This is a genomic window from Escherichia sp. Lx600-2 (genome assembly GCF_036662595.1).
In the GTDB taxonomy this organism is placed as follows: Bacteria; Pseudomonadota; Gammaproteobacteria; order Enterobacterales; family Enterobacteriaceae; genus Escherichia; species Escherichia coli.
This window is the reverse complement of record NZ_JAYQWM010000025.1, coordinates 17,209-42,201: the sequence shown is the minus strand read 5'-3', so window position 1 is coordinate 42,201 and position 24,993 is coordinate 17,209. Positions and strand designations below refer to the sequence as shown.

24 protein-coding genes are annotated in these 24,993 nt (G+C 52.5%); 10 read left to right on the top strand and 14 right to left on the bottom strand.

Annotated elements, in window-relative coordinates; translation table 11 throughout:
- Positions 1–29 precede the first annotated feature (29 nt).
- The 5 genes from pspE to pspA form a co-directional block, all read right to left on the bottom strand.
- On the bottom strand, positions 30–344 hold the full coding sequence (gene pspE / locus OQV04_RS11555; protein WP_000473109.1) for a thiosulfate sulfurtransferase PspE: 315 nt from the start codon (positions 342–344) through the stop codon (positions 30–32).
- 74 nt (positions 345–418) lie between these two features.
- Positions 419–640: a phage shock protein PspD gene (gene pspD / locus OQV04_RS11550; RefSeq protein ID WP_001295585.1), complete on the bottom strand. Its 222-nt coding sequence runs from the start codon at positions 638–640 to the stop codon at positions 419–421.
- 8 nt (positions 641–648) lie between these two features.
- Positions 649–1,008 carry an envelope stress response membrane protein PspC gene (gene pspC, locus OQV04_RS11545; RefSeq protein ID WP_021556754.1) on the bottom strand — a complete coding sequence of 120 codons (360 nt, stop codon included), beginning with the start codon at positions 1,006–1,008 and terminating at the stop codon, positions 649–651.
- Positions 1,008–1,232, bottom strand: coding sequence for an envelope stress response membrane protein PspB (gene pspB, locus OQV04_RS11540; protein ID WP_001274963.1), 225 nt, complete (start codon positions 1,230–1,232; stop codon positions 1,008–1,010). The genes pspC and pspB overlap by 1 nt, the downstream gene beginning before the upstream one ends.
- 53 nt (positions 1,233–1,285) lie before the next feature.
- Positions 1,286–1,954: a phage shock protein PspA gene (pspA, locus tag OQV04_RS11535; protein ID WP_000511025.1), complete on the bottom strand. Its 669-nt coding sequence runs from the start codon at positions 1,952–1,954 to the stop codon at positions 1,286–1,288.
- Positions 1,955–2,120: 166 nt separating this feature from the next.
- Between pspA and pspF the strand changes: the two genes are divergently transcribed.
- On the top strand, positions 2,121–3,098 hold the full coding sequence (pspF, locus tag OQV04_RS11530) for a phage shock protein operon transcriptional activator (RefSeq protein ID WP_000852835.1): 978 nt from the start codon (positions 2,121–2,123) through the stop codon (positions 3,096–3,098).
- Between the two features lie 130 nt (positions 3,099–3,228).
- On the opposite strand, the gene puuE is transcribed toward pspF, so the two are convergent.
- The 5 genes from puuE to puuD form a co-directional block, all read right to left on the bottom strand.
- Positions 3,229–4,494, bottom strand: coding sequence for a 4-aminobutyrate transaminase (gene puuE, locus OQV04_RS11525; protein ID WP_247806746.1), 1,266 nt, complete (start codon positions 4,492–4,494; stop codon positions 3,229–3,231).
- A 37-nt stretch (positions 4,495–4,531) separates the two neighbouring features.
- Positions 4,532–5,812, bottom strand: coding sequence for a gamma-glutamylputrescine oxidase (gene puuB / locus OQV04_RS11520; RefSeq protein WP_000134888.1), 1,281 nt, complete (start codon positions 5,810–5,812; stop codon positions 4,532–4,534).
- 1 nt (position 5,813) lies between these two features.
- On the bottom strand, positions 5,814–7,301 hold the full coding sequence (gene puuC, locus OQV04_RS11515) for an aldehyde dehydrogenase PuuC (RefSeq protein WP_045177113.1): 1,488 nt from the start codon (positions 7,299–7,301) through the stop codon (positions 5,814–5,816).
- Positions 7,302–7,450: 149 nt separating this feature from the next.
- The gene (gene puuR / locus OQV04_RS11510) at positions 7,451–8,008 is read right to left on the bottom strand and encodes an HTH-type transcriptional regulator PuuR (RefSeq protein WP_032280810.1); all 558 of its coding nucleotides are present in this window, start codon (positions 8,006–8,008) and stop codon (positions 7,451–7,453) included.
- Positions 8,009–8,034: 26 nt separating this feature from the next.
- Positions 8,035–8,799, bottom strand: a complete 765-nt coding sequence (puuD, locus tag OQV04_RS11505) for a gamma-glutamyl-gamma-aminobutyrate hydrolase (RefSeq protein ID WP_001307158.1) — start codon at positions 8,797–8,799, stop codon at positions 8,035–8,037.
- A gap of 211 nt (positions 8,800–9,010) precedes the next feature.
- On the opposite strand from puuD, the gene puuA reads away from it, so the two are divergent.
- From puuA to sapF, 9 genes are all read left to right on the top strand, one after another.
- Positions 9,011–10,429 (top strand): glutamate-putrescine ligase, encoded by a 1,419-nt coding sequence (gene puuA, locus OQV04_RS11500; RefSeq protein ID WP_001307767.1) that lies wholly within the window; start codon positions 9,011–9,013, stop codon positions 10,427–10,429.
- Between the two features lie 148 nt (positions 10,430–10,577).
- Positions 10,578–10,742: a YmjE family protein gene (locus OQV04_RS11495; protein WP_120795382.1), complete on the top strand. Its 165-nt coding sequence runs from the start codon at positions 10,578–10,580 to the stop codon at positions 10,740–10,742.
- Entirely contained in the window at positions 10,732–12,117 is a 1,386-nt protein-coding gene (gene puuP, locus OQV04_RS11490; protein WP_000996858.1) for a putrescine/proton symporter PuuP, read from the top strand. Before OQV04_RS11495 ends, puuP begins: the two co-directional genes overlap by 11 nt.
- A gap of 133 nt (positions 12,118–12,250) precedes the next feature.
- Positions 12,251–12,496: a YmjA family protein gene (locus OQV04_RS11485; protein ID WP_001015110.1), complete on the top strand. Its 246-nt coding sequence runs from the start codon at positions 12,251–12,253 to the stop codon at positions 12,494–12,496.
- A 311-nt stretch (positions 12,497–12,807) separates the two neighbouring features.
- On the top strand, positions 12,808–14,451 hold the full coding sequence (gene sapA / locus OQV04_RS11480) for an ABC transporter substrate-binding protein SapA (RefSeq protein WP_274446670.1): 1,644 nt from the start codon (positions 12,808–12,810) through the stop codon (positions 14,449–14,451).
- Complete coding sequence (gene sapB / locus OQV04_RS11475) at positions 14,448–15,413, top strand: putrescine export ABC transporter permease SapB (RefSeq protein ID WP_000583277.1); 966 nt, start codon at positions 14,448–14,450, stop codon at positions 15,411–15,413. The genes sapA and sapB overlap by 4 nt, the downstream gene beginning before the upstream one ends.
- Complete coding sequence (sapC, locus tag OQV04_RS11470) at positions 15,400–16,290, top strand: peptide ABC transporter permease SapC (RefSeq protein WP_001146163.1); 891 nt, start codon at positions 15,400–15,402, stop codon at positions 16,288–16,290. The genes sapB and sapC overlap by 14 nt, the downstream gene beginning before the upstream one ends.
- A complete protein-coding gene (sapD, locus tag OQV04_RS11465) occupies positions 16,290–17,282 on the top strand; it encodes a peptide ABC transporter ATP-binding protein SapD (protein WP_001128858.1) in 993 nt (330 codons plus the stop codon). Before sapC ends, sapD begins: the two co-directional genes overlap by 1 nt.
- A 1-nt stretch (position 17,283) precedes the next feature.
- Positions 17,284–18,090: a peptide ABC transporter ATP-binding protein SapF gene (gene sapF / locus OQV04_RS11460; RefSeq protein ID WP_032280806.1), complete on the top strand. Its 807-nt coding sequence runs from the start codon at positions 17,284–17,286 to the stop codon at positions 18,088–18,090.
- Between the two features lie 49 nt (positions 18,091–18,139).
- Here sapF and OQV04_RS11455 read toward each other — a convergent pair whose 3' ends face one another.
- From OQV04_RS11455 to OQV04_RS11440, 4 genes are read right to left on the bottom strand one after another with little or no spacing between them, the layout of a single operon-like run.
- Positions 18,140–19,303 carry a multidrug effflux MFS transporter gene (locus OQV04_RS11455; RefSeq protein ID WP_000135022.1) on the bottom strand — a complete coding sequence of 388 codons (1,164 nt, stop codon included), beginning with the start codon at positions 19,301–19,303 and terminating at the stop codon, positions 18,140–18,142.
- Between the two features lie 8 nt (positions 19,304–19,311).
- Positions 19,312–20,685, bottom strand: a complete 1,374-nt coding sequence (locus OQV04_RS11450; protein ID WP_000946219.1) for an efflux transporter outer membrane subunit — start codon at positions 20,683–20,685, stop codon at positions 19,312–19,314.
- A 3-nt stretch (positions 20,686–20,688) separates the two neighbouring features.
- Positions 20,689–23,796, bottom strand: coding sequence for an efflux RND transporter permease subunit (locus OQV04_RS11445; RefSeq protein WP_274446671.1), 3,108 nt, complete (start codon positions 23,794–23,796; stop codon positions 20,689–20,691).
- Complete coding sequence (locus OQV04_RS11440; protein ID WP_032280802.1) at positions 23,796–24,917, bottom strand: efflux RND transporter periplasmic adaptor subunit; 1,122 nt, start codon at positions 24,915–24,917, stop codon at positions 23,796–23,798. Before OQV04_RS11440 ends, OQV04_RS11445 begins: the two co-directional genes overlap by 1 nt.
- Positions 24,918–24,993 lie beyond the last annotated feature (76 nt).

Sequence of the window (24,993 nt, the reverse complement as noted above, 5' to 3'; positions counted from 1 at the left end):
GTTGTTTACACCGCTCAATAAGTAATTTGTTAACCTTTGACCTTCGGCATTGCGATGTCTTTCAGGCCACCGGCGTTCTCAACGTGGGTATATCCCATCTCGCTAAGGATCTCTTTTGCCTGCCCTGACTGGCGTCCGGCATTGCAATACACTTTCACGGTGTCGTTTTTATCGGGAACGGCGGTGGCAATGCGCTCTTTCACTTCCTTCAGGGGAATATTGATGGCCCCCTGAACGTGCTCTTGCTGATACTGCTCTGGAACACGAACATCGATCCAGTGTTCAGCGGCAAAAACGGGCAGTGAAAACACCAGTGCCAGAGCAAGTAAGCCTTTTTTAAACATGTAAGCGTCCTTCTATGGATGAAAATTGCCATCCATTATAGGCCTGAGATTTAACAATTTTTGCGAAACTCCCCTCACCTTTTATAACGCTGTGCCAGTTTATTAGCAGCCCGACTTAACAGCGGTTCCAGCGCCACAGCCAGCAACATTTTCAGCGGTCGGCGAGCAACTGATTTTATCGCCCAGCCCGCCACACCCGCCGGGCCATAGCGCAGTGCGGTAAGAAGTACCAGCTTGCCTGCTAATTTGAAACCAGGCTTCACCTTTTGCCCGGCCTGTTGCCAGCGAGTATTCATAACTTTCCTCACAGTTGACGGAAACGGCTACGTAACGTGAAAGTATCGGAAGTGACATAACGTTCCATCTCGCGTAAACGCGTTTCACTTGCCGCCAGTTCACGGTCGACTTCATCCAGCAATTCGCTGCTGGAAGGTAGCTGCTCACCAAAGGCCATGTTGTCCGGAATTGGATCAAGCGCAAATGACAAAATGATGTAAGCAACCAGGGTAAACAGCGCCAGACCGAAGAAAATCGACAGCACCACCAGGATACGCACCAGTTTTACCGGTACATCAAAATAGTTGGCAATCCCGGCGCAGACGCCACGGACCATGCCCTGCTGTGGAATACGCCATAATTTTTTATTGAGATTAATGCCCGCCATTAGCGATCCCTCCAGTTCGGATGTTCTGCATCAAGAATAGATTCCAGCGCCTGAATACGTTCGCGCATCCGTTTTGCTTCATCAGCCAGTTGCGCTAATCGCTGCTGCTCACTTTGCGACAATTCACTGCGACCAGAACGATTGCTGTAATGCAGCCATAACCAGATCGGTAAAACAAACAGCACAAAAATGGTTAATGGAATAGCCAGAAATAGCGCGCTCATAAGTACTCCTTAGACGATGAGCGGCGGCGCTTTCGGACGCCGCCTGGATGTTATTATTGATTGTCTTGCTTCATTTTGGCTTTTAATTGTGCCAGTTGCTCGCTTATTGCATCATCGGCTTTCAGTTCGGCAAACTGATCGTCCAGCGATTTTTGTTTACCGAAGCTGTGGCTTTCTGCTTCCGCTTCCATCTGGTCAATACGACGTTCGAAAGATTCGAAACGAGCCATTGCTTCATCCAGTTTGCCACTGTCCAGCTGACGACGCACATCGCGCGACGAGTTTGCGGCCTGATGGCGTAACATCAATGCCTGCTGGCGAGCGCGTGTTTCGCTCAATTTGTTTTCCAGCTCGCCAATCTCTTTCTTCATGCGTGCCAGCGTATCGTCCACCAGCGTCACTTCATGTTCCAGGGACTTAATCAGATCGGTCAGTTTCTGTTTTTCAATTAACGCCGCACGCGCCAAATCCTCTCTCTCTTTCAGCAGCGCCAGTTCGGCTTTTTCCTGCCATTCAACTTCACGCGCCGACGCTTGTTCAATACGGCGAGTCAGCTGTTTCTTTTCTGCCAGCGCACGCGCCGAAGTAGAACGTACTTCAACCAATGTATCTTCCATCTCCTGGATCATCAGACGCACCAGTTTCTGTGGATCTTCCGCTTTCTCTAACAGAGCGTTGATGTTGGCATTCACGATGTCGGCAAAGCGAGAAAAAATACCCATAATGTTGTCCTCTTGATTTCTGCGTTCAGGATTGTCCTGCTGAACAGTTAATACAATTTGCGTGCCAATTTTTTATCTTTTTGATTTATAAAGATCTGATTGAAGAATCAACAGCAACATGCCAGGATGAGTTAGCGAATTACACTAACAAGTGGCGAATTTCATCATGGCAGAATACAAAGATAATTTACTCGGTGAGGCGAACAGCTTTCTCGAAGTGCTGGAACAGGTTTCGCATCTCGCGCCGCTGGACAAACCTGTGCTCATCATCGGCGAGCGCGGCACCGGTAAAGAGCTGATCGCCAGCCGCCTGCATTATCTCTCCTCCCGTTGGCAAGGGCCGTTTATTTCCCTTAACTGCGCGGCGTTAAATGAAAATCTGCTGGATTCCGAACTGTTTGGTCACGAAGCGGGGGCGTTTACCGGTGCGCAAAAACGTCATCCAGGAAGATTTGAACGTGCCGACGGCGGTACGCTATTTCTTGATGAACTCGCTACAGCACCGATGATGGTACAGGAAAAATTATTGCGCGTGATTGAGTACGGTGAACTGGAGCGCGTTGGCGGCAGCCAGCCGTTGCAGGTGAATGTGCGGTTGGTATGCGCGACGAATGCCGATCTCCCGGCGATGGTCAATGAAGGTACTTTTCGCGCTGACCTGCTCGACCGCCTGGCTTTTGATGTTGTGCAACTGCCGCCCCTGCGCGAGCGCGAAAGCGACATTATGCTGATGGCAGAACACTTTGCCATTCAGATGTGTCGGGAAATCAAGCTGCCTCTGTTCCCGGGGTTTACGGAGCGCGCCAGAGAAACATTGCTGAATTATCGCTGGCCGGGAAATATTCGTGAATTGAAAAACGTGGTGGAACGTTCAGTGTATCGCCACGGCACCAGCGATTATCCGCTTGATGACATCATTATTGATCCCTTTAAACGGCGTCCGCCTGAAGACGCTATCGCCGTTTCAGAAACCACCTCGCTTCCAACACTGCCGCTGGATTTACGTGAGTTTCAGATGCAGCAGGAAAAAGAGTTGCTGCAACTCAGTTTGCAACAAGGGAAATATAACCAGAAGCGCGCGGCTGAATTACTGGGGTTAACCTATCATCAGTTCCGCGCGTTGTTGAAAAAGCACCAGATTTAGCGAAGTTGGGCAATACAACTTGCCGGATGCGGCGTGAACGCCTTATCCGGCATACATAATCAATACGTCGTTTGCAGGTCTGATAAGCGCAGCGTATCAGGCATTATTGCGTTGCCCCTGCTTCTGCGTATTAATCTCTCAGCGCATCCTGCAAAATTTTCATTGCCGCATCGAATTGCGCATCCGGGATGGTCAGCGGATACAGGAAACGAATCACGTTGCCGTATGCGCCACAGGTCAGTAGAAGCAGTCCCTGCGCCAGCGCGCGTTGCTGGATTTTCTGTGCAATCGCCGCTGACGGCTCGCCCGTTTGCGGATCGTTAAACTCTGACGCAATCATAGACCCCAGACCGCGTACCGCCGCGATGGCCGGAACGCTTTCTTTGGCATCAATCAGCGTGTTTGTCAGACGCTGGCCCAGTTGATTCGCGCGTTCGCAGAGTGATTCTTTGTCGATAATGTTGAGCACCGCGTGCGCGGCAGCCACCGCCAGCGGGTTACCGGCGTAGGTGCCGCCAAGCCCGCCCGGCGCGGGTGCGTCCATAATATTCGCGTTACCGACCACGCCCGAAAGCGGCATCCCGCCCGCGAGGCTTTTCGCCATCGTCATTAAATCCGGCTTATCGGCGTAATGATCCATGGCAAACAGCTTACCGGTACGCGCAAAGCCGCTTTGCACTTCATCAGCAATCATCACAATGCCGTGCTCGTCGCACAGGCGGCGAATGGCGGCAACCAGCTCTTTTGGCGCAACGTTGAAACCGCCCTCGCCCTGCACCGGTTCGAAAATAATGGCCGCGACCTGCTTCGCTTCGATGTCTGATTTAAACAAGCGTTCGATGGCGTCGAGGGAGTCCTGTGTTGAAATGCCGTGTAAATCTGACGGATAAGGTACGTGATACACCGAACCGGGGAACGGGCCGAAGCCGATTTTGTACGGCGCAACTTTTCCGGTCAGCGCCATGGTCATATACGTACGACCGTGGAAGCCGCCGCTAAACGCAATCACGCCAGGGCGTCCGGTATGGGCGCGGGCGATTTTCACCGCGTTTTCCACCCCTTCCGCACCGGTGGTGAAGAACGCGGTTTTGGCCTGCCCGCTCACCGGGGCAAGGGCGTTGATTTTCTCCGCCAGGGTGACGTAGCTTTCATACGGCACAATCTGGTACGCGGTGTGGGTAAACTGTTGCAGTTGCTGCTCCACCGCCGCGACCAATTCAGGGTGGCGATGCCCCGTGTTCAGCACCGCAATGCCTGCGGCGAAATCGATGTACTCGTTGCCCTCAACATCCTTAAGCGTGGCGTTTTCTGCCGACTGGGCGAAGAAGTTACACATCACGCCAACCCCGCGCGGGGTGGCAGAAAGACGACGCTGATGGAATTCATTGTTGCTCATGTTTCACACCTTTTGACTCTTCACTGTTAATCGGAAATTAAACGCCCAGACGATCGCGCAGGCTGTAATAAGCCGCGCCCATCGCGGTAAACGGCACACGCAGCGTGCGCCCGCCGGGGAACGGGTAATGCGGCAGATTGGCGAAGGCGTCGAAACGTTCGGCGTCGCCGCGCAGCAGTTCGGCAATCAAACGTCCGGCAAGATGAGTACAGGTGACGCCGTGGCCGCTGTAACCCTGCATGTAATAGATGTTGGTATCGAGGCGACCGAACTGCGGCATACGCGACAGGGTCAGCAGGAAGTTGCCCGTCCAGCGATAGTCGATTTTCACGCCCTTCAACTGCGGGAAGGTTTTCAGCAGTTTCGGCACCACAAGACGCTCAACGTCATCCGGGTCGCGCGCGCCGTACACCACGCCGCCGCCGTACAGCAAACGGTTGTCGGCGGTAAGACGGTAGTAATCAAGCAGATAGTTACAGTCTTCCACACAGTAGTTTTTCGGGATCAGCGAACGGGCTAAATCTTCTGACAGCCGCTCAGTGGTGATCACCTGCGTGCCGCACGGCATACTACGCTTCGCCAGTTCCGGCTCCACTTTATCGCCCAGGTACGCATTCCCGGCGACAATCACATACTTCGCCGTCACCTGGCCTTTGGTAGTACGCACCACGGCGGGCGTGGTGTGCTGGATCTGCGTCACCGCAGAAAGCTCATACACACGTCCGCCGTTGAGACGAATGGCATCGGCTTCACCAATGGCGAGGTTCAGCGGGTGAATATGCCCGCCGCTGTGATCCAGCAGCGCACCAGTGTAGCGATCGCTGGCGACCTCGCGGCGAATGGCGTTGGCGTCCAGCATCTCCAGCTGTTTATTGCCGTAGCGTTCCCAGTTCTCTTTCTGCTCTTCAAGTGTGGCGAGCTGTTTATCATTCATCGCCACAAACAGACCGCCGGGGCGGTAGTCGCAGTCAATCTGATAACGTTTGATACGTTCGCGGATGATCTCACCACCCTCAAACATCATGCTGCCGAGCATACGGGCGGTGTCCATGCCGTAGCTTTTTTCGATCACGTCAATGTCGCGGCTGTAGGAGTTCACAAGCTGTCCGCCGTTGCGTCCGCTGGCGCCAAAGCCGATGCGTGAGGCTTCGAGAACCACTACGTCAAAGCCCGCTTCCGCCAGATGTAGCGCGGAAGACAGCCCGGTATAGCCGCCGCCGACCACGCAAACGTCGCAGGTGATTGACTCATTCAGCGTGTCGAATGGCGTGTATTTATTCGCACTGGCGGCGTAATAACTGCTGGTATGTTCGGTCATTTCAGGCCTCCAGGCTTATCCAGATGGTTTTCAGTTCGGTGAATTTTTCAAGGGCATGCAGGGATTTGTCGCGACCGTTGCCGCTCTGCTTATAGCCGCCAAACGGCACGGTCATATCGCCGTCGTTGTAGTTATTGACGAAGACGGAACCGGCTTTCAGGCGTCGGCTCAGGCGGTGCGCGCGGGAGAGGTCGCGCGTCCATACCGCCGCGCCAAGGCCGTACTGGCTGTCGTTGGCAAGCTGTAGCGCCTGTTCTTCTGATGTGAAACGCGTGACAACCAGCACCGGACCGAAAATCTCTTCGCGGCTTAAGGACGCATTCGGGTCTACATCCACAAAGATGGTCGGGCCGATGGCGGCAGCCAGCCCGGCGTTACGGCCATCCAACAACAGTTGCCCTTTGCTTTCGCCTTCCCGAATAAAGCTATGGACCGAGTCGGCGTGGGCGCAGTCGATTAAGGTGCCCATGGTGGTTGCGGGATCAAGTGGATGGCCCGGCTGCCAGTTTTGCGCCTGCTGTTTTAACAGGGCTAAGAATTCATCAGCTATGCTCTCTTCCAGCAACAGGCGCGTTCCGGCGATGCACACCTGACCCTGGTTGTAGAAGATGCCTGCTGCGGTGGCGCTTGCCGCCTGTTGCAAATCCGGGCAGTCAGCGAAAACGATGTTGGCGCTTTTGCCGCCCGCTTCCAGCCAGACGCGTTTCATGTTGCTGTCGCCCGCATCTTTCAGCAGCTGTTTCCCGGTACGGGTTGAACCGGTAAAGGCGATGGCATCGATATCGTTATGACGCGACAGCGCCTGCCCCGCTTCATGACCAAAACCCGTTACTACGTTCAGTACGCCATCCGGCAGACCTGCTTCTTTCGCCAGCCCGGCGAGACGAATCGCACTGAGCGGTGATTTTTCAGACGGTTTTAGAATCACGCTGTTTCCCGCCGCCAGCGCCGGGCCGAGTTTCCAGCAAGTCAGCAGCAGCGGGAAGTTCCACGGCACGATGGCGGCAATTACGCCGACCGGTTCACGCACGATCATCGCCAGCTCATGGCTACTGGTGGTCGCCACTTCGCCATACACTTTGTCGATCGCTTCGGCGTACCAGCGAATGGCGCGCGCCGCGCCGGGAATATCATCACGCAGACTGTGACGAATCGGTTTGCCGGTGTCGAGAGTTTCCAGCAGTGCCAGCTCTTCGGCGTTGGCTTCCATTAAATCGGCGAGTTTATTCAGTACCGCTTTACGTTTAGCCGGAGAAGAGAGTGACCAGTCGCCGCGTTCAAATACGCCGCGTGCTGCGCTCACCGCACGGTCGATATCGACGCTCTTGCCGCGGGCAATTTTCGCCAGCGGTGCCTGGGTAACCGGATCGGATGTTTCGAAGGTTTCATTTTCCGCCGCAGCAGTATATTCACCGTTAATAAATAAGCGGGTTTCAATGGCGAGACTTAACGCTTTATCCTGCCAGTAAGCCAGATGATGAAAATTCATTATGACTCCTGTTTCACGTCTATCAGATATATGCAGTTTGTGAACGTCAGGGCGCAGAGATCCCCGGGCCGTATGCCCGTTTATTTCTGGCGACATTCTTTATGGATTGCCGGGCGCATTGCGCTTACCCGGCTTACAGAACAAAAAGATTAAAACGTGGTGGGCGTATGGGCGCTGATAATTCGGCAAATACCTGCCGACGTATTACTGAAACTGTGCGGGATGCCGGTATTAATGGCATAACTTTGCCCCGCGACGAGGTGGTAATCCTGACCATTAATCGTCAGAACAATTTCACCTTCCAGTACAGTGCCTATTTCCTCACCCTGATGCTTAATTCTTTCCCCAGTGGTTGTGCCCGGCTGGTACGTTTCAAAGATCATCGCCAGCGTGCGATTCGGCTTACCGTTATGAACCAGCTTCATTGACACACCCTGATTGCCCATCTCAATTAAATCGTCCTGATTAATGACGACCTGCGGCTCATCAGGTTTTTCCGGCTCGGAAAAGAATTCCGAGAGTGACAGACCATACACCTTCAGCAGCTTTTGCAGCGTACTGATGGCAGGGCTGACTTTATCTTGTTCTATCGTACTGATAGCACTGTGAGTCAGCCCGGAGAGTTCGGCGGCACGACGTTGTGAAAGCCCCTGCTGCTGGCGGATTTCCGACAAGCGTTTTCCTGGCGCCAGTCCCTCATCACTCATATTTGCATTTCCTTAAACTGTAGTGGTCAGAGTCGCTGTTTTTCAGCGATATGGTGCTGACAAGCGGTGATAAAGCCCTCGAACAATATACGCGAAAGCGCGTACTCGCTACTGTTCCATTCCGGGTGCCACTGTACGCCCAGCGCAAAAGGATGATTGATGACGCTAACCGCCTCAACTAAGCCATCCGGCGAGCGAGCTTCAACACGCAACCGTGGGCTAACGACCTTTGCCCCTTGTCCATGCAGAGAGTTTACCCAAAAGTTGCTACATTCAGGTAACAACGCAGACAGCAATCCCCCCTCTTCAACCTGAACTTCATGCGACGGTGCATATTGCTGTTCCACCGGCAGTTCGGGATCTTCCCGATGTTCCAGCAATTCAGGCTGTTCGCACAGCTTGCGATGCAACGAACCACCGGTTGCCACCACCAGTTCCTGTAAACCCCGGCAGATGGCGAAAATGGGGATGCGCCTTTCGAGTGCGGCATTAATTAACGCCATGCTCAGAAGATCACGCCCGGGATCGGCGTCAGGCTCATCGCCGTTTTCACCATATAGGTGCGGCTGCACATTGCTGGGACTACCAGGAAGGTAAATGCCATCGAGTTTCGGCAAAAGTTGTTCAAGTAACGACGGTTCCGCCAGCGCATGTGGCAGCGCAATTGGCAAGCCGCCTGCATGGATGATGGCATTCAGGTACTTTTCTTGCAGAGTCTGGGTCGCATGACCCTTAAGCCTGTTCCTGCACATTACGACACCGATAACCGGATTGTTCATTATATTTTCCATGCTCAATCTCACAAAGTGGACTAAATTATCGCCATTACTGCGGTTTAAATGACCTTTATGTTCAATATTTTTTCAATCTAGCAGTGAGTTTTCATTTTTGCAAACTCAATTTAACATTTGACAAACATTTAGTTTGCATACAGATTCGAATGGTGGTCATTATATTTTACGCTTTGATAACGAGCGGAAAACAAACCAAAGGCGAAGAATCATGGAAACCAATATCGTTGAAGTAGAGAACTTTGTTCAGCAGTCAGAAGAGAGGCGGGGTAGCGCCTTTACGCAGGAAGTGAAACGCTACCTGGAGCGCTACCCGAATACGCAATATGTTGATGTTTTACTTACCGATTTGAATGGTTGCTTCCGTGGAAAACGTATTCCTGTTTCAAGCCTGAAGAAGCTCGAGAAAGGGTGTTATTTCCCGGCCTCGGTATTTGCAATGGATATTCTGGGCAACGTAGTAGAAGAAGCAGGTCTGGGTCAGGAAATGGGCGAGCCGGATCGTACCTGTGTTCCTGTTCTCGGTTCCTTAACCCCTTCTGCCGCCGATCCAGAGTTTATCGGTCAGATGCTCCTGACCATGGTCGATGAAGATGGCGCTCCCTTTGACGTTGAGCCGCGGAACGTTCTTAACCGCCTGTGGCAGCAGCTGCGCCAGCGCGGATTGTTCCCGGTCGTAGCGGTAGAGCTGGAGTTCTATTTACTGGATCGCCAGCGCGACGCTGAAGGGTATCTGCAACCGCCCTGCGCGCCCGGCACTGATGACCGCAATACACAAAGCCAGGTTTACTCCGTTGATAACCTCAACCACTTCGCCGACGTGCTCAATGATATTGATGAACTGGCGCAGTTACAGCTGATTCCGGCAGATGGCGCGGTCGCTGAGGCCTCGCCGGGTCAGTTTGAAATCAACCTTTACCATACTGATAACGTGCTGGAAGCCTGCGATGATGCGCTGGCACTAAAACGCCTGGTGCGTCTGATGGCAGAAAAGCATAAGATGCACGCCACTTTTATGGCGAAGCCGTATGAAGAGCACGCGGGCAGCGGAATGCATATCCATATCAGTATGCAAAATAATCGTGGCGAGAACGTGCTTTCTGACACAGAAGGCGAAGATTCGCCGCTGCTGAAAAAGATGCTCGCCGGGATGATTGACCTGATGCCGTCATCAATGGCGTTGCTGGCACCAAACGTGAACTCGTATCGCCGCTTCCAGCCAGGTATGTATGTACCGACGCAGGCGTCGTGGGGCCATAATAACCGTACCGTCGCCCTGCGTATTCCATGCGGCGATCGCCATAATCACCGCGTGGAATATCGCGTGGCGGGTGCCGATGCCAACCCATATCTGGTGATGGCAGCGATTTTTGCCGGTATTTTGCACGGTCTTGATAACGAGCTGCCGTTGCAGGAAGAAGTCGAAGGCAACGGGCTGGAACAGGATGGCTTACCCTTCCCGATTCGCCAGAGCGATGCCCTGGGTGAGTTTATCGAGAATGATCACCTGCGCCGCTATTTAGGCGAACGGTTTTGCCATGTGTATCACGCCTGTAAAAATGATGAGCTGTTGCAGTTTGAGCGCCTCATCACAGAAACAGAAATTGAGTGGATGTTGAAAAACGCGTAATACCCCTTGCGGGGTTGTTTCATCGGCCTGAGCGGAGCCAGGCCTGACATTTGCTGGTAATCCAGACATTTCCCGGATGTCGCGTTATGGAGCGCAGGCGGCAACGGGCTTCCGTTAACGATTAAGACTGTGACGAGGAAATGAGATGATGCCGATGATTAAATCCCCGCATGGCGAGGGAGGCTGCGTATGCGCCCCTCCTGCGACTGACTGGACTCCGCCCCCTTTGCTTCCCTTGCTAAACAGGTTTGATTTCAGGTCGACACGACCGCAAACCTTATTACGCAGGGGAGGCAGCAATTATGGCTATTAATTCACCACTGAATATTGCCGCGCAACCCGGCAAAACCCGTCTGCGAAAATCACTGAAATTGTGGCAGGTGGTGATGATGGGTCTGGCCTATCTCACGCCGATGACCGTATTTGATACTTTTGGTATTGTCTCCGGCATTAGCGACGGTCACGTTCCGGCGTCCTATTTGCTGGCGCTGGCGGGCGTGCTGTTTACCGCTATCAGCTACGGCAAACTGGTTCGCCAGTTTCCGGAGGCCGGTTCGGCCTATACCTACGCGCAAAAGTCGATTAACCCGCACGTCGGATTTATGGTCGGCTGGTCATCACTGCTGGATTATCTCTTTTTGCCGATGATCAACGTTTTGTTGGCGAAAATCTATCTCTCCGCCCTCTTCCCGGAAGTGCCGCCGTGGGTGTGGGTGGTAACCTTCGTCGCCATTTTAACCGCCGCGAATCTGAAGAGCGTCAACCTGGTCGCTAACTTCAATACCCTGTTTGTACTGGTGCAAATCTCCATCATGGTGGTGTTTATCTTCCTGGTGGTTCAGGGACTGCATAAAGGAGAAGGCGTTGGCACCGTCTGGTCACTTCAGCCGTTTATCAGCGAGAACGCGCATCTGATTCCGATTATTACCGGGGCGACGATCGTCTGCTTCTCTTTCCTTGGTTTCGATGCGGTGACCACACTTTCGGAAGAGACACCAGACGCCGCACGCGTGATCCCGAAAGCCATCTTCCTGACGGCGGTCTATGGTGGCGTTATCTTTATCGCGGCGTCGTTCTTTATGCAGCTGTTCTTCCCCGATATCAGCCGCTTTAAAGACCCGGACGCCGCACTGCCTGAAATTGCGCTGTACGTCGGCGGCAAGCTCTTCCAGTCGATTTTCCTCTGCACCACGTTTGTGAACACGTTAGCCTCTGGCCTGGCTTCACATGCCAGCGTGTCGCGTCTGCTGTATGTGATGGGGCGTGACAATGTGTTTCCGGAGCGCGTGTTTGGCTATGTGCACCCAAAATGGCGGACTCCGGCACTGAACGTCATTATGGTCGGGATTGTCGCGTTGTCGGCGCTGTTCTTCGATTTAGTTACCGCCACAGCGTTAATTAACTTCGGTGCTCTGGTGGCGTTTACCTTCGTGAATCTGTCGGTGTTTAATCATTTCTGGCGGCGCAAAGGAATGAATAAAAGCTGGAAGGATCACTTCCACTATTTGCTGATGCCGCTGGTTGGCGCGCTGACGGTGGGTGTGCTGTGGGTTAACCTCGAGTCAACGTCACTGACACTCGGTCTGGTATGGGCTTCGTTAGGCGGCGCATATTTGTGGTATCTGATCCGCCGCTATCGCAAAGTGCCGCTGTACGAAGGTGACAGAACGCCAGTGAGCGAAACGTAATAGTCGGATGCGCGGCGCATTATCCTGCCTGAGGGTAATGCGCCGCGCCATTAACTATAAAAAGATGTATGACCCGGATCACGAGTGCTATCATCCGCCCTTATGCTTAGCGCATTAACCCCAGGGGCAAATAATGAACCACGATATCCCGCTAAAATATTTTGATATTGCCGATGAGTACGCGACCGAATGCGCAGAGCCTGTCGCAGAGGCTGAACGCACACCGCTGGCCCACTACTTCCAGTTACTGCTCACCCGTTTGATGAACAATGAAGAGATCAGCGAAGAAGCCCAACATGAAATGGCTGCTGAAGCGGGGATTAATCCCGTACGCATTGATGAGATCGCAGAGTTTTTGAATCAATGGGGTAATGAGTAATTATTTAATTGCAGACGATCGGTCAGTATCGTTACCCGGATAAAGCGTTCACGCTGCATCCGGTTAAAATGACACGCATTGCAGCGTGCTTTAATGGGTTTCTCACGATCGTACCGCTCTGCTCCTCGCTAAGTTGTTCTGTGAGTTATAGTTATAGAGAAATCACGGGTACGAATGTTGAACAGATGGCGACGCCATCTGTTCAACGACCAACCACACGGCCCTCATTACGACCCCTGAACACAAACGGTAATGGCAAATGTCATTAAATATTAGTAAGATAGCCTCTTTACATAAAATCCCTTAATATTATGCGCCAGATATTATCGTCTCTTTTGGTGATTGCTGGACTTGTGAGTGGTCAGGCAATCGCCGCGCCTGAATCCCCCCCGCATGCTGATATCCGCGACAGCGGTTTTGTCTATTGCGTCAGCGGGCAAGTCAACACCTTTAACCCATCCAAAGCGAGCAGTGGGTTAATTGTCGATACCCTTGCCGCCCAGTTTTATGATCGACTGCTGGATGTCGATCCCTATACCTATCGCCTGATGCCAGAACTTGCCGAAAGCTGGGAAGTACTCGACAACGGCGCGACCTATCGCTTCCACCTACGTCGCGATGTTCCGTTTCAAAAAACCGACTGGTTTACTCCCACTCGTAAAATGAATGCCGACGATGTGGTGTTTACCTTCCAGCGAATTTTTGACCGCAACAACCCGTGGCATAACGTCAACGGCAGCAACTTCCCCTACTTCGACAGCCTGCAATTTGCCGATAACGTGAAAAGCGTCCGTAAACTGGATAATCATACCGTTGAGTTCCGACTCGCCCAGCCGGATGCTTCTTTTTTGTGGCACCTCGCAACCCATTATGCTTCGGTCATGTCGGCAGAATATGCCCGGAAGTTAGAGAAAGAAGATCGCCAGGAGCAACTCGACCGTCAACCGGTCGGCACCGGTCCGTATCAATTGTCGGAATACCGCGCCGGGCAATTTATTCGCCTACAACGTCATGATGACTTCTGGCGCGGTAAACCGTTAATGCCGCAGGTAGTGGTGGATTTAGGCTCCGGCGGCACCGGACGTCTGTCGAAACTCCTGACTGGTGAATGCGACGTTCTGGCCTGGCCTGCTGCCAGCCAGCTATCCATTTTGCGTGACGACCCGCGCTTGCGTTTAACGCTGCGTCCTGGGATGAACGTCGCCTATCTGGCATTTAACACCGCCAAACCGCCGCTAAATAATCCCGCTGTCCGCCATGCGCTGGCACTGGCGATTAATAACCAGCGCCTGATGCAATCCATCTATTATGGTACGGCTGAAACGGCGGCCTCTATTTTACCGCGCGCCTCGTGGGCCTATGACAACGAGGCTAAAATTACTGAATACAATCCGGCGAAATCGCGCGAACAGTTGAAGTCGTTGGGGCTGGAAAATTTAACGCTGAAACTGTGGGTGCCCACACGTTCGCAGGCGTGGAACCCCAGTCCACTGAAAACTGCCGAACTGATTCAGGCGGATATGGCGCAGGTTGGCGTAAAAGTGGTGATTGTGCCGATAGAAGGTCGCTTTCAGGAGGCGCGGTTGATGGATATGAGCCATGATCTGACGTTATCCGGTTGGGCGACGGACAGTAACGACCCGGACAGTTTCTTCCGTCCGTTACTGAGCTGCGCGGCAATTCATTCACAGACCAACCTCGCCCACTGGTGCGATCCGAAATTCGACAGCGTGTTGCGTAAGGCGCTCTCCTCGCAGCAGCTGGCGGCGCGTATTGAAGCCTATGACGAAGCGCAGAGTATTCTGGCGCAGGAATTGCCCATTTTGCCGCTTGCGTCGTCATTGCGTTTGCAGGCCTATCGGTACGATATCAAAGGTCTGGTACTTAGCCCGTTTGGTAACGCCTCCTTTGCTGGGGTGTATCGCGAGAAACAGGATGAGGTGAAAAAACCATGATTATCTTCACCTTACGCCGCATTTTGTTATTGATTGTCACCTTGTTCCTGCTGACCTTCGTTGGCTTCAGCTTGAGCTATTTCACTCCACACGCGCCGTTACAAGGCGCGTCACTGTGGAATGCTTGGGTGTTCTGGTTTAATGGCCTGATCCACTGGGATTTTGGTGTTTCCAGCATTAACGGTCAACCAATTGCCGAACAGTTAAAAGAGGTCTTCCCGGCGACGATGGAACTGTGCATCCTCGCCTTCGGTTTTGCGCTGATTGTTGGCATCCCCGTGGGGATGATTGCCGGGATTACGCGCCATAAGTGGCAGGATAACTTGATCAACGCCATCGCCTTACTGGGCTTTTCAATCCCGGTGTTCTGGCTGGCGCTTCTATTGACACTGTTTTGTTCACTCACGCTAGGTTGGTTGCCCGTTTCAGGGCGTTTCGATCTGCTCTACGAAGTGAAACCGATTACCGGTTTTGCGTTGATTGATGCCTGGCTTTCGGACTCACCATGGCGGGATGAAATGATCATGAGCGCAATCCGCCATATGATATTGCCCGTGATCACCCTGTCGGTTGCGCCAACAACTGAAGTGATCCGCCTGATGCGTATCAGCACTATCGAAGTGTATGACCAGAACTATGTAAAAGCGGCGGCGACACGCGGTTTGTCGCGCTTTACTATTTTGCGTCGCCACGTTCTGCATAACGCGTTACCGCCGGTTATTCCTCGCCTGGGCTTACAGTTTTCCACCATGCTGACGCTGGCGATGATCACCGAAATGGTTTTTAGCTGGCCGGGTTTAGGGCGCTGGTTAATTAACGCCATCCGCCAGCAGGATTACGCAGCCATTTCCGCCGGAGTGATGGTGTGTGGCTCACTGGTCATTATTGTTAACGTGATTTCTGATATTTTGGGTGCCATGGCTAACCCTCTGAAACATAAGGAATGGTATGCCTTACGATAGCGTGTACAGCGAAAAGCGCCCGCCGGGCACGCTGCGTACCGCCTGGCGCAAATTTTATAGTGACGCCTCTGCGATGGTCGGCCTGTACGGCTGCGCGGGGCTGGCTGTACTGTGTATTTTTGGCGGCTGGTTTGCGCCTTACGGCATCGACCAGCAATTTCTCGGTTACCAATTATTGCCGCCGTCATGGTCGCGCTATGGCGAAGTTTCTTTCTTCCTGGGGACTGACGACCTCGGACGCGATGTTTTAAGCCGTTTACTGAGCGGAGCTGCACCAACCGTGGGTGGCGCATTTGTGGTGACACTTGCCGCGACGATCTGTGGCCTGGTACTGGGCACCTTCGCCGGGGCGACGCACGGCCTCCGCTCAGCGGTGCTTAACCATATTCTGGATACCTTACTGGCGATCCCTTCCCTGCTGTTGGCAATTATCGTTGTAGCGTTTGCCGGACCGAGTTTGTCCCACGCTATGTTTGCTGTCTGGCTGGCATTGCTGCCGCGTATGGTACGTTCGATTTACAGCATGGTGCATGACGAACTGGAAAAAGAGTACGTTATCGCCGCCCGTCTGGATGGCGCATCAACGCTGAATATTCTCTGGTTTGCTGTGATGCCTAACATCACCGCCGGGCTGGTCACCGAGATCACCCGCGCACTGTCGATGGCAATTCTCGATATCGCCGCGCTGGGCTTTCTCGATCTTGGCGCACAACTCCCCTCGCCTGAATGGGGAGCGATGCTCGGTGATGCGCTGGAACTGATTTATGTCGCCCCGTGGACTGTCATGCTGCCAGGTGCGGCAATTATGATTAGCGTGCTGTTGGTTAACCTCCTTGGCGACGGTGTCCGTCGTGCGATTATTGCGGGGGTGGAATAATGCCATTACTCGATATTCGTAACCTGACTATTGAATTTAAAACCGGTGATGAGTGGGTTAAAGCCGTCGACCGGGTAAGTATGACCTTAACCGAAGGTGAAATCCGCGGTCTTGTTGGCGAATCCGGTTCCGGCAAAAGTTTGATTGCGAAAGCGATTTGTGGGGTGAATAAAGATAACTGGCGTGTTACTGCAGACCGTATGCGTTTTGATGATATCGATTTGCTGCGTCTCTCCGCACGCGAACGGCGCAAGCTGGTTGGTCACAACGTGTCGATGATTTTCCAGGAACCGCAGTCGTGTCTTGACCCTTCAGAACGTGTGGGTCGCCAGTTGATGCAAAACATCCCAGCCTGGACCTATAAAGGCCGTTGGTGGCAGCGTTTTGGCTGGCGCAAACGCCGTGCCATTGAACTGCTGCACCGCGTGGGAATTAAAGATCACAAAGATGCGATGCGCAGTTTTCCCTATGAGTTGACCGAAGGTGAATGTCAGAAAGTGATGATAGCCATTGCACTGGCGAATCAACCGCGTCTGCTGATTGCTGACGAACCGACAAACTCAATGGAGCCAACAACCCAGGCGCAAATCTTTCGCCTGCTGACGCGTCTCAACCAAAACAGCAATACCACTATTTTACTTATCAGCCATGACTTACAAATGCTTAGCCAATGGGCGGATAAAATTAACGTGCTTTACTGCGGTCAAACGGTGGAAACCGCGCCGAGTAAGGAGTTGGTGACGATGCCACATCATCCTTATACCCAGGCGCTGATCCGCGCGATACCAGACTTCGGCAGCGCGATGCCGCATAAAAGTCGCCTCAATACGCTACCCGGCGCTATCCCACTGCTGGAACAGTTACCGATTGGTTGTCGTCTGGGGCCACGTTGCCCGTATGCACAACGAGAATGCATTGTGACGCCACGTTTGACGGGGGCGAAAAATCATCTCTATGCCTGTCATTTCCCGCTGAACATGGAGAAAGAGTGAGATGATCGAAACGCTGCTTGAAGTGCGTAATTTAAGTAAAACGTTCCGCTACCGGACCGGCTGGTTTCGTCGCCAGACCGTCGAAGCGGTAAAACCCTTGAGCTTTACGCTACGTGAAGGCCAGACACTGGCGATTATTGGCGAGAATGGTTCGGGTAAATCCACGCTGGCAAAAATGCTGGCGGGAATGATAGAACCTACCAGCGGCGAGTTATTGATTGACGATCATCCACTGCATTTTGGCGATTATTCCTTCCGCAGTCAGCGTATTCGCATGATTTTTCAGGAACCTTCGACCTCGTTGAATCCCCGTCAACGTATCTCGCAAATTCTGGATTTTCCACTGCGCCTGAACACCAACCTAGAACCGGAACAGCGTCGCAAACAGATTATTGAAACGATGCGTATGGTTGGGCTGCTACCGGATCACGTCAGTTACTATCCGCATATGTTGGCACCAGGGCAAAAACAGCGTCTGGGTCTGGCGCGCGCGCTGATATTGCGCCCAAAAGTCATTATTGCCGATGAAGCCCTCGCTTCACTGGATATGTCGATGCGTTCGCAGTTGATTAATCTGATGCTGGAATTACAGGAAAAACAGGGCATTTCGTATATTTATGTCACCCAGCATATCGGAATGATGAAGCACATTAGCGACCAGGTGCTGGTGATGCATCAGGGCGAGGTTGTCGAGCGAGGCAGCACCGCGGATGTGCTGGCATCACCGCTGCATGAACTCACCAAACGGCTGATTGCCGGGCACTTTGGCGAAGCATTGACGGCGGATGCGTGGCGTAAGGACCGTTAGTGTTCTGCACCTCATCCTGACAGGGGCCCCCCTCAGGATGAGGTATTCATTACTTTTGATTGTCGATTCTGGTGAGAGCAACCAGGAATGCCAGTGTATAACACACCGTAATTGCCAGACTCATTTTTAACAGTGTTTCTCCGCCAAATCCCGACAATGGCGCGGCTATACCGCCGAAGACAAACATGCTCATCCCCATCAACGCAGACGCCGTTCCAGATTCCTGCGTCCCTACTGCACTCATAGCCTCTGCCCCGCCAACAGTGCCGATGCCGCTACAAAATGCAATAGTGAAAAATAATGCCACCAGTGCCGGAATGGGCAATTGTGTCCATGCGCATAAGACCGTGAGCAATGCACACAAAATTGCCGCTATCAGGCCACCTCGCAACAATGTCATCGCATTAATCCGTCGCGCCAGACGCGAAAAGATCCATGAAGCAATGATAAGTCCGATGCCGTTAAGGCCAAACACCAGGCTAAATTGCATTGGACTAAAGCCAAATTCCTTCTGCAACACGAACGACGAAGAGCCGATATACGCAAACAAACCTGCCAGCATAAAACTTTGAATCAGGCAAAAGCGCATAAAACGGCGGTTCTGCACCACGCTTCGTCCGGTTAATAGCAATGATGAGCCCCTTTTATTTTCTGGCAAGGTCTCATTAATAAATAACACGCAGCCCAGCAACAATACGGTGCTAATTTCAGCCATTACCCAGAATAAAGTGCGCCAGTCAAAAGTGCTAACAATGTACCCGCCCAGCACTGGCGACAACACCGGTGCCAGGCCATTCACCGTCATTAACAGCGCAAAAAACTGGGTCAACGTTACTCCCTGATATTTGTCACGAGCAATAGAACGAGAGAGCACCGAACCACCCGCCCCCGCGATCCCTTGAATAAAACGCCAGACCACCAGCCAGTAAATATTGTTCGTTGTCGCGCACAAAATGGAAGAAACAATAAACAATAGCAACGACAAGATTAACGGACGTTTACGCCCTATTTTGTCGCTCAGAGGGCCAAATAACAGTTGTCCGACGCCAAGACCGATCAGTGATGCAGTCAGCGTTAATTGCGTTATGGTCGTGGTTGCCGCCAGTTGCTCAGACATCTCCGGCAAAGCCGGCAAATAAAGATCGGTACACATCGGGCCGATACCGGCTAAAAGACCAAGAATCAATGCCCATGAAAGAGAGACTCTAGCCATATTATTCCTTACTTGAGTGATGACATGCCGCCGCCCAGCGACTGCCAGAGCGTGATTCGGTTTGTAAAATCAGTCAGTTGCAGTGCCAGCAGCTCCTGCTGTGCGCTCCACAAGCTGCGCTGCGCCGTCAACACGGTCAGGTAATCACCAACACCCGTCTGATAGCGACGCAAGCCAACATCGACCGTTTGTTGCTCAGCTTTAACATACTGGCGCTGTGCATCCAGTTGCTCTTCAAGCGTGGTCCGCCGCGCCAGTGCGTTAGCGACATCTTTAAATGCGCTCTGAACGGTTTTTTCATAGGTGGCAATGAGTCCACGCTTTTGTGCTTCTGCGTAACGAAGCTGCGCCAGATTACTTCCGCCAGTGAACAGCGGTAATGTGACCGATGGCGTAAATGACCAGATCTGCATTCCGTGGCTGAACAACGACGACAATGCGTCACTGCCAACACCAGCGCTGGCAGTCAGCGAAATCGTCGGGAAAAAGTTAGCCCGCGCCGCGCCAATATCGGCATTGGCGCTCTTCAAATTATGTTCCGCTTCCTGGATATCCGGGCGACGCAGCAGAACGTCAGATGACACTCCCGCAGGAACCAGACTTATCATCTGTTCCGGCAGGCTTTCCAGTGTTCCCGGTAGCAAATTTTCCTCAAGCGTTGTACCTGCCAGCAAGTTCAGCGCATTTTTATCCTGCATCACTTGTGTCTGATAGCTGGCAACGCTGGCGCGCGCTTGCTGATAAACACTCATCGCCTCACTGACATCTGTCGCTGCCGCCGTGCCAACCTGTTGCTGGCGCTGGATAATTTTCAATGAGTTTTCTGCACTGGTCATCGTTTCTTTTGCCAGGGCCAGGTTGCTGTTATCGGCCGCCAGTGTCAGCCAGGCGGTGCTGATTTCAGCAATCAGCGTTAAACGGGTGTTCTGGGCTGTAAATTCACTGGCAAGCCAGGTTTCTCGCGCCGCCCGAGATAAACTCTGATTACGACCAAACAGATCTAACGTAAAACTGGACACCGTGCCGTCAGCCTCGGCAGTGGTTTCCGTACCATTCGCCAGCGAACGACTGCGGGTTGAACTTAAGGCCGCATTCACCGTCGGGAATAACGACGCATTAGTTTGCCCATAGAGCGCCCGTGCTGAGTCAATATCAGCAATCGCTTTTTGCACATCGCGGTTACTGTTCAGTGCAATAGTCACCACCTGCTGCAATCGGGGATCGTGGATCACCTGCTGCCAGTCATGGCTGATTGCCTTTCCCTGGCCCTGTGCTCCCGGCAAGGTCGCCGGGATTGGGGATTCAGGCGTGCTGTAGTGGGGATCGAGCGAGACACATCCCGCACTCAACAGCACCAGAAAAATAAGAGAACGACGCAACATAACTTACTCCTGACGGCGCGGTTTACCGGCAAACAAACGTTTCACCAGTACAAAAAACAGAGGAACAAAGAAAATAGCCAGCAACGTAGCGGTCAGCGTACCGCCAATAATGCCCGTACCAATGGCGATGCGGCTGTTCGCCCCTGCGCCGGTTGCTATCGCCAGCGGCATTACCCCCGCAATAAACGCCAGCGAGGTCATGATGATTGGGCGTAAACGAGTCTGCACCGCGCGTAATGCCGCACGACTCAAGGAATAGCCCTCTGCAACCGCCGCTTCAGCAAATTCCACAATCAGAATGGCGTTTTTCGACGACAAGCCGATAGTGGTTAATAGCGCCACCTGGAAGTAAACATCGTTGTTTAAATCACGCATCCAGGCCGCCAGCGCCGCGCCAAGAAGCCCCAGAGGGATCACCAGAATGACCGAGAACGGGACTGACCAGCTTTCGTACAGTGCTGCAAGGCAGAGGAAAACCACCAGAATAGAAACTGCATACAGACTCAATGCCTGACCGCTGGCCAGTTTCTCCTGCAATGACAAACCACTCCAGGCCCAGGTTGTTCCCGCAGGAAGACTGTTTGCCAGTTCCTCCATTTTTGTCATTGCATCGCCGGAACTAAAGCCAGTCGCATTTTCCCCCTGAATTTCATAGGCTGCAGAACCGTTGTAGCGCACCAGTCTTTCCGGTCCATACAGCCAGCGGGTGGTCGCAAAAGCAGAGAATGGTGTCATGGCGTTATCACTACCGCGCACAAACCATTTACCTAAGTCTGACGGCGCGGAACGAAATTCACTGTCGCCCTGAATGTAGACTTTTTTCACACGACCACGGTCAATAAAGTCATTCACATAAGTACCGCCCCACGCACTGGACAGGGTGTCGGTGACATCATTCAAACTCAACCCTAATGACACCGCTTTATTACTATCAATATCTACCTGCAATTGCGGCATTTGTGGCAAATCATTGGCACGAACAGAATGTAACTCCGGACTTTGATTCGCTTTTTCTATCAACTGATTACGCATTTGCAGTAGTGTTTCGCGATCGGTTCCACCGTTAGCTAACAATTCAAACGTAAAACCATTGCTTTGCCCCAGCCCATCAACGGCTGGCGGCGTCATCGCAAATACCGTGGCATCACGAATTGTGCCCAGCTCTTTGGTTGCCCGTAGGGCGATATCCTGGGCGGTGTTTTCTGCCCCTTTACGTTGAGACCAGTTTTTCAACGAAACAAACGCCATCCCGGTGTTCTGTCCGCTGCCGCTAAAACTGAAACCATCAACGGTAAAAATGACATCGGTATTTGCTTTCTCGTTAATCAGGAACCAGTCAACAATCTGGCGATTCACTTCTGCTGTACGGGCAGCGGTCGCCCCGGCCGGCAGCGTGTACTGCACCATGATTTCGCCCTGGTCTTCAGTGGGTAAGAAACTGCCCGGCAGTTTCCACATCATCAGGGCCATTCCACCACCCAATACGAGATAAAGCCCCATCGTTCTAGCAGCACGGCGCAGGACATAAATTACGCCTCGCTGATATTTATCTTCAGTACGGCGGTAAAAGCGGTTAAATGCGCCGAAAAAGCCTTTTTTATGTGGCGGAACATGCTGGAGGACGGAACCGCACAGGGCGGGAGTCAAGGTCAATGCCACCACCACGGAAAGCAGCATTGCGGAGATAATGGTTATCGAAAACTGACGATAAATTACCCCCGTAGATCCCCCAAAGAAGGCCATAGGCAGGAATACGGCTGACAACACCAGCGCAATGGCAACCAGTGCGCCAGAAATCTCGCCCATTGATTTTTCCGTGGCTTCACGCGCGGGCAACCCTTCGTCACGCATAATGCGTTCGACGTTCTCCACTACCACAATGGCATCGTCCACCAGCAAGCCGATCGCCAGCACCATTGCAAACAACGTCAGGGTATTAATCGAATAGCCAAACAACGCAAGAACGCCGAATGTGCCCAGCAAAACGACGGGGACAGCTAACGCCGGAATCAGTGTGGCACGCAGGTTTTGCAGGAATAAATACATCACGCAAACCACCAATACGATGGCTTCAAACAGCGTCTGAATTACGTCCTCTACAGAGATTTTAATAAATTCAGTGCTGTCTTTCGGGTAAGCGATGTCGTATCCCTGCGGCATGTTCCGCTGGAATTCGGCAATCTTATCCTTGACCAGCGTCGCCGTATTCAGCGCATTCGCACCGGGCGAAAGCATTACAGCAACCCCGGCAGACGGGTAACCGTTAAGTTTGCCGATAGCGGTATAATCTTCACTGCCCATCTCAACGCGAGCCACATCTTTTATACGAACAACTGCGCCGTCTGACTGGCTTTTCACGATAATATTTTTGAACTGATCCACCGTCTGCAAGCGAGACTGCGCACGTACCGTTGCGGTCAGTTGCTGAGTATTCGGTGAAGGCAATGCCCCTATTTTCCCGGCAGTAACCTGCACGTTTTGCGCTTCAATAGCACTTTGCACGTCTGAAGGCATTAGCGAGTAAGACGCCAGTTTGGCCGGGTCAAGCCAGATGCGCATAGCGTATTCCGCGCCAAAGACTTGCAGACTCCCCACACCTTCAACACGCGCCAGCGGGTCCTGAACGTTACTAACCAACCAGTCGGCGATATCCGAACTGGAGGCTTTGTCAGTGGTGTCATACACGGCAGCAATCAGCAAAAAGTTGCTTTGTGATTTCTCCACCGTAACACCCGTTTGCTGCACTTCGCTGGGTAGGCGCGACTCCGCCTGCTGAATTTTATTCTGCACCTGAACCTGTGCAGTATCTGGATCGGTACCTTGTTCAAAGGTCACATTAATACTGACCGAACCATCAGAGCTGCTGGTTGAGCTGAAATAGAGTAAATTATCAAGCCCAGTGAGTTGTTGCTCGATAACCTGAGTCACGCTGTTCTCCAGCGTTTCGGCAGAAGCACCAGTATAAGTGGCTGAAATTTTAATGGTCGGTGGCGCAACGTCAGGATATTGCGCGACGGGCAATGTGCGAATAGCCAGAATCCCCGCCAACATAATCAAAATGGCGATAACCCAGGCAAAGACCGGGCGGCGAACAAAAAAGCGCGAAAACATCAGGCGTTGCCTCCATTAGCCTGAACTTCAACAGCCTTGACCGTCTGCCCTGAAGTGACTTTTGCAGAACCTTCAACAATCAGTCGGTCGCCGTTGTGCAGGCCGTTTAGCACCAGCCATTTATCACCATATGTTTCTCCCGTTTCGAGCGTTCGCTGCTCTACTTTATTGTCTTTATTCACCACCAGCGCAGTTGCATTGCCTTTAGCATCGCGCGTGACGCCCTGTTGCGGCGCGAGAATAGCGTCTTCCATCACGCCTTCATCGACACGAGCGCGAACAAACATTCCCGGTAATAACTGCTGTTGTGGATTGGGGAAAATCGCCCGTAATGTCACCGAACCGGTAGACTCATCTACAGCGACTTCGGTGAGTTCCAGACGCCCTTTTTCGCTGTAGGTTGTGCCATCTTCCAGAATAAGTGAGACGCTCATGGTGTCACTGTTGGTCGCCAGTGACTGTTTACGCAGACGTAATAAATCGACACTGGAGCGAGTGAGGTCGACATACATTGTATCCAGACCACGAATAGTCGTTAACGCTGTATCTTGCGACGCGGTCACCAGTGCGCCAGGGGTTACCGACGAAATGCCAATGCGCCCTGAAATCGGTGCGGTTACCGTGGTCCAGTCAAGATTAATGCGCGCAGTTTCCAGTGCGGCTTTTTTCGCCTCTACACTGGCTTTATCTTGTGCACAGGTAGACTGAGCATCATCAGCATCCTGTTGTGAAACACCGTTCTCTTTCATCAGTCGGGCATAACGCTGCGCTTTCTGGCAATCGGCTTTTACCAGTGCCTGTGCTTGTTGTAATGCTGCCCAAGCTTCATTCCATGCAGCCTGATAACTGGCCGCATCAATCTGGTAGAGCGGCTGTCCAGCCTTGACCAGATCACCCTCCTTAAATAAGCGTTTCTGGATAATTCCCCCAACCTGCGGACGTACTTCGGCACTGAGCGCAGCACTGGTGCGTCCGGTTAATTCACTGACTACCGAGACCGGTTGAGATTTGACTGTAACAACGCCGACTTCTGTTTCTGACGGGGATGAATTGTTACTTTGCGTATTATCACAACCAGATAAGAGCAGCATTGCCACTACAGATGTTGCTATATACTTCATTATTTTCTCCAGGGTGAGAAATACCCTCCTCATTAAAATTAATGAGGATATGTCAGGGATATTCAGTTATAACGAA

Coding starts and splice junctions, on each gene's coding strand:
- pspE (WP_000473109.1), bottom strand. CDS start 344: ATGTTTAAAAAAGGCTTACTTGCTCTGGCACTGGTGTTTTCACTGCCC.
- pspD (WP_001295585.1), bottom strand. CDS start 640: ATGAATACTCGCTGGCAACAGGCCGGGCAAAAGGTGAAGCCTGGTTTC.
- pspC (WP_021556754.1), bottom strand. CDS start 1,008: ATGGCGGGCATTAATCTCAATAAAAAATTATGGCGTATTCCACAGCAG.
- pspB (WP_001274963.1), bottom strand. CDS start 1,232: ATGAGCGCGCTATTTCTGGCTATTCCATTAACCATTTTTGTGCTGTTT.
- pspA (WP_000511025.1), bottom strand. CDS start 1,954: ATGGGTATTTTTTCTCGCTTTGCCGACATCGTGAATGCCAACATCAAC.
- pspF (WP_000852835.1), top strand. CDS start 2,121: ATGGCAGAATACAAAGATAATTTACTCGGTGAGGCGAACAGCTTTCTC.
- puuE (WP_247806746.1), bottom strand. CDS start 4,494: ATGAGCAACAATGAATTCCATCAGCGTCGTCTTTCTGCCACCCCGCGC.
- puuB (WP_000134888.1), bottom strand. CDS start 5,812: ATGACCGAACATACCAGCAGTTATTACGCCGCCAGTGCGAATAAATAC.
- puuC (WP_045177113.1), bottom strand. CDS start 7,301: ATGAATTTTCATCATCTGGCTTACTGGCAGGATAAAGCGTTAAGTCTC.
- puuR (WP_032280810.1), bottom strand. CDS start 8,008: ATGAGTGATGAGGGACTGGCGCCAGGAAAACGCTTGTCGGAAATCCGC.
- puuD (WP_001307158.1), bottom strand. CDS start 8,799: ATGGAAAATATAATGAACAATCCGGTTATCGGTGTCGTAATGTGCAGG.
- puuA (WP_001307767.1), top strand. CDS start 9,011: ATGGAAACCAATATCGTTGAAGTAGAGAACTTTGTTCAGCAGTCAGAA.
- OQV04_RS11495 (WP_120795382.1), top strand. CDS start 10,578: ATGCCGATGATTAAATCCCCGCATGGCGAGGGAGGCTGCGTATGCGCC.
- puuP (WP_000996858.1), top strand. CDS start 10,732: ATGGCTATTAATTCACCACTGAATATTGCCGCGCAACCCGGCAAAACC.
- OQV04_RS11485 (WP_001015110.1), top strand. CDS start 12,251: ATGAACCACGATATCCCGCTAAAATATTTTGATATTGCCGATGAGTAC.
- sapA (WP_274446670.1), top strand. CDS start 12,808: ATGCGCCAGATATTATCGTCTCTTTTGGTGATTGCTGGACTTGTGAGT.
- sapB (WP_000583277.1), top strand. CDS start 14,448: ATGATTATCTTCACCTTACGCCGCATTTTGTTATTGATTGTCACCTTG.
- sapC (WP_001146163.1), top strand. CDS start 15,400: ATGCCTTACGATAGCGTGTACAGCGAAAAGCGCCCGCCGGGCACGCTG.
- sapD (WP_001128858.1), top strand. CDS start 16,290: ATGCCATTACTCGATATTCGTAACCTGACTATTGAATTTAAAACCGGT.
- sapF (WP_032280806.1), top strand. CDS start 17,284: ATGATCGAAACGCTGCTTGAAGTGCGTAATTTAAGTAAAACGTTCCGC.
- OQV04_RS11455 (WP_000135022.1), bottom strand. CDS start 19,303: ATGGCTAGAGTCTCTCTTTCATGGGCATTGATTCTTGGTCTTTTAGCC.
- OQV04_RS11450 (WP_000946219.1), bottom strand. CDS start 20,685: ATGTTGCGTCGTTCTCTTATTTTTCTGGTGCTGTTGAGTGCGGGATGT.
- OQV04_RS11445 (WP_274446671.1), bottom strand. CDS start 23,796: ATGTTTTCGCGCTTTTTTGTTCGCCGCCCGGTCTTTGCCTGGGTTATC.
- OQV04_RS11440 (WP_032280802.1), bottom strand. CDS start 24,917: ATGAAGTATATAGCAACATCTGTAGTGGCAATGCTGCTCTTATCTGGT.